Source organism: Pedobacter sp. 01T416_2 (assembly GCF_056398925.1).
Genome location: NZ_JBFTQI010000614.1, coordinates 1 through 3668 on the forward strand (window position 1 = coordinate 1; position 3668 = coordinate 3668).

The 3668-nt window shown below is 38.4% G+C and carries 4 protein-coding genes; all 4 read left to right on the plus strand.

Annotated elements, in window-relative coordinates; all coding sequences use genetic code 11:
* A partial coding sequence (locus AC1DPQ_RS21200) for a DNA mismatch repair MutL family protein (protein ID WP_477610790.1) occupies positions 1-565 on the plus strand: 565 nt, incomplete at its 5' end.
* Between the two features lie 197 nt (positions 566-762).
* Positions 763-1494 carry a rhomboid family intramembrane serine protease gene (locus AC1DPQ_RS21205; protein ID WP_477579117.1) on the plus strand — a complete coding sequence of 244 codons (732 nt, stop codon included), beginning with the start codon at positions 763-765 and terminating at the stop codon, positions 1492-1494.
* Positions 1487-2341, plus strand: a complete 855-nt coding sequence (locus AC1DPQ_RS21210; RefSeq protein WP_477579119.1) for a rhomboid family intramembrane serine protease — start codon at positions 1487-1489, stop codon at positions 2339-2341. Before AC1DPQ_RS21205 ends, AC1DPQ_RS21210 begins: the two co-directional genes overlap by 8 nt.
* Positions 2341-3453: an endonuclease/exonuclease/phosphatase family protein gene (locus AC1DPQ_RS21215; protein WP_477579121.1), complete on the plus strand. Its 1113-nt coding sequence runs from the start codon at positions 2341-2343 to the stop codon at positions 3451-3453. The genes AC1DPQ_RS21210 and AC1DPQ_RS21215 overlap by 1 nt, the downstream gene beginning before the upstream one ends.
* Positions 3454-3668 lie beyond the last annotated feature (215 nt).

A 3668-nucleotide genomic window follows, 5' to 3' on the forward strand; every position in this document is an offset into this window, starting at 1 on the left:
GCAGTACATGCAATTGCACAACCGTTATATTGTTTCGCAGATTAAGTCGGGATTGATGGTGATCGATCAACAAATGGCACATGAGCGAATCCTTTACGAGCGTTTTCTCGTACATCTGGATGACCGCAAAGGTGCATCGCAGCAGAGTTTATTTCCGCAAACCATTACACTTAACGCCAACGATTTTGAACTGGCCAAAAGTTTACTGGATGATATAAAAAGTTTGGGCTTCGATGTACGCGAATTTGGAAAAAATACGTTGGTAGTAGAAGGCGTTCCGGTTGATCTGGGCAGCAGCAATATTAACGAAACGCAATTATTTGAACAGTTGATTGAGGGCTTTAAAAACTCGCAGCAGGAACTAAAATTAAGCAAACGCGATAGCCTGGCCAGAAGTTTAGCAAAAAACAGCGCTATAAAAGCCGGAACAAGTCTTGGTCAGGAGGAAATGAATACTTTGATTGATGAGCTTTTTGCCTGTAAAACACCTAACTTTAGCGTGAGTGGCAAACCGATTATCCAAACCATTACTTTGGCAGAGTTGGATAAGAAGTTTGAGAAATAGACTAAAGACCAAAGCTAAAAGACTAAAGCAAAACTTAGATGTTCTTAGATGTCTAAGGTGGTAAAAAAGTTTGGGGTTTGGAGCTGAGCGTTTAGCGTCGATTAACCGATTTAAACAATTTACCCGGTTCAGCGTTTGGAGTTAGGCGTTTAGCGTCGATTAAGCAGTTTAAACAATTAACCGATTTTTAAAATTAAATGAATAACATATATATTCCACCGGTAGTAAAAAACCTACTGATAATTAACATCTTATTTTTTGTAGCGAGTTACCTATTAACAACACTCCACCTTGATGATCGGCTAGCAGTATATTATTTTGATTCTCCGAAGTTTGAGATATGGCAGCCGATTAGCTACATGTTTATGCATGGCGGTATAGCACACATCTTTTTTAATATGTTTGCATTGTATTCTTTTGGAAGTTTGCTAGAATCAAGATGGGGAGCTAAAAAATTCATTATTTTTTATTTTATTACCGGATTAGGTGCGCTTGCATTGCAGTGGGCCGTACAGGCTTACGAAGTACATCAGATTATAGGTAGTGCCACCAATAACGGAAAAATAAACCTTACCGCATTATTTCAGGGGGAGTTCAACACAAGCCAACTTTCTATGGCACAAGCGGTTACACTACGAAGCATCTATTTTGGAGGTATGGTAGGAGCCTCGGGTGCTATATTTGGTTTATTGGTTGCCTTTGGCATGCTTTATCCAAATGCCGAATTACTGATTATGTTTATTCCGGTTCCGGTGAAAGCAAAATATATTATACCAATTTATATTTTAGTAGAGTTATCTTTGGGTGTTGCCCAGTTTGAAGGCGATTCTGTTGCCCATTATGCTCACCTTGGTGGTGCCTTAATCGGCTTTATACTGGTTAAAATATGGAAAGACAAAAACGATACATTTTATACACTCTATGAATAATACTTTCAAAGATTTAAAATACAAGGTTTTTCAATCGGGCAATCCATTGTTCTTTTACATTGGGATTAATGTGATGCTGTTTTTAGTCACCGCCATCATTGGTGTAATTGTTTTTTTAGGTCGTATCCCTATCGATTTTGATTTATGGCTTAGAGAATATGTTGGCTTACCAGCAAGTATTTCCAAATTGCCTGAACGTTTTTACACCATATTTACTTACATGTTTTTTCATGACGGGGTTCTTCATATCCTATTCAATATGCTCGGCTTATTTTGGTTCGGCAACATATTCATGAATTTTCTAAAAAGCAGACAATTTCATTTTGTTTACTTGGCCGGTGGTTTATTTGGCGGCTTATTTGCCATAGCCATATTAAATATATTTCCAGTTTATTCTGGCGGATTAGCAGGGGTAACCATTGTAGGAGCATCTGCGGCCGTAATGGCCATTATTTTCGCTGCCGCAACACTGGTACCGAATTACACCATCATGTTGCTTTTCTTTGGCGAGGTTAAAATTAAATGGATTGCCATTATTTATTTTGTACTCGATTTTATTGCCATCGGATCAGTAAATGCCGGCGGAAGTTTAGCGCACATTGGTGGCGCACTTTTAGGTTTCACTTTTATTAAAAGTTTGCAGCGTGGAAGAGATTGGAGCAAGCTGTTCGAACGCAAACCGAAATTAAAGGTAGTTCGGAATGAAAAACCGGTTAAAAAACCCGAATTTAAAGGCGGCGTTTCACAGCAGGAAATAGATGCCATTTTAGATAAGATATCAACCTCAGGATACGATAAATTAACAGCAGTAGAAAAAGAAAAACTATTTAAGGCAAGTAAAGATTAATGGCCACAAAAAAGAAGAATTATAGTTTAGTGGATAAACTCCTTTTGCCCATTGCCGTTGTATTGGCAATTGCATTGCTATTGGGGGTTCTTGCCGGAAATATGGATCCAAGAAAACATGCCATTATTGCTTTTTTCGGTCTCGCCTATCCCTTTGTCCTATTCGCTAATATTATCTTCTTGGTGTGGTGGTTTTTAAGCAAAAAATGGATTTTTGCAATTGCCACCGTTCTGGTTATCGCACTAGGTGCTAAAACTTTAAAAGCAACCTTCGCCATTGGTGGCGATGAAGGTGGCACTGAAAAAGCAGACAATAGCATCAGGATGATGACCTACAATGTACACAGCTTTAAACTATACGGCGAAGACAATACCGAATCGGTAAAAGAAAAAATGCTTCAGGTGGTGAAAGATCAAAATCCTGATATCATCTGTTTCCAGGAGTTTTTTACCCGTTACAAAGGCGCTTTTGATACGGTTGATAGCTTGAAGGTACTACTAAATACAAAATAYTACTACTTCTTACCCACCAATAAAAACGATTACGAAGCTACTGGCTTAGCCATATTTTCTAAATTCCCGATCAAGGATTCTGGTAAAATCCCTTTTGTTGAAGGTTTCCCTGGCAACATGAGTATTTATACCGATTTAAACATCAAAGGAAAAACCTTAAGGGTTTACAATGTGCACTTCCAATCTATTTCTTTCGAAAAGCAGGATTACGAATACTTGGATAAGGTAAAAGAAATGAATACCGAACTGCAGCCATCTAAACGGATTTTAAGAATGCTGAAAAGTGCCTTTTTGAAACGTAGCGGTCAGGTTGATATTATGAAAAAGGAAATGGCAACCTGTAAAACGCCTTACCTTATTGCCGGCGATTTTAACGATACCCCGGCGTCTTATGTAGTTACCCAGATTACCTCCGGATTAAACAATAGTTTTATTAAAAAGGGTAACGGTTTTGGCAAAACCTATAATGGTAAGTTCCCTAATTTTCAGATCGATTATATTGCCACTTCTAAGGAACTTGAGGTGTTAAATTACAAAATTACCCAGGCCAAGTTATCCGATCACTTTCCGGTGCGCAGCGATTTAAGGTTTGTACCTTAATTTCTTTTAAGATTTAATATTCCGTTGACTGAAGTCAACGGCCAAAACTAAGGCTCTTCTTTGACGTTGACTTGGATATAAACAAGAATTATGGCGATTGCTTATAACTGATCATTCCTTATTGGAGTGCAAGTCCTGTATAAAACAATAAGTTTCTTCCCGCCTTACGCTTTTACGCTTCGCTGCCTCGTACCTCGTTGCTGCAGGGTAGCGCT